Origin of the sequence: Streptococcus sp. HMSC034E12 (assembly GCF_001835915.1) — a bacterium.
Taxonomy (GTDB): Bacteria; Bacillota; Bacilli; order Lactobacillales; family Streptococcaceae; genus Streptococcus; species Streptococcus vaginalis.
In genome coordinates this window covers 1-209 of the sequence record NZ_KV826470.1, presented here as the reverse complement: position 1 = coordinate 209, position 209 = coordinate 1, and the positions used below count along the sequence as shown (strand labels likewise).

Here is a 209-nt window from a genome sequence, read left to right as displayed (position 1 = left end):
ATCATCAACCAAAAAATTGCTCAGAAACTGATTGAGAAGGCTTCTATGACCGTCATTGCCCGCCAGCTTGCCATTTCAACTTCAACTGTCATTCGAAAGCTCAATGACTTCCGTTTTAAACATGATTTTTCTCGTCTTCCCGAGATTATGTCTTGGGATGAGTATGCCTTCACTAAGGGAAAGATGAGTTTCATTGCGCAAGATTTTGA

Annotated in this window: 1 protein-coding gene; it reads left to right on the top strand. The window is 40.7% G+C overall.

The features are described from left to right. Positions 1–209: helix-turn-helix domain-containing protein (locus HMPREF2574_RS08710; RefSeq protein ID WP_142350142.1), on the top strand; the 209-nt coding region annotated here is incomplete at both ends.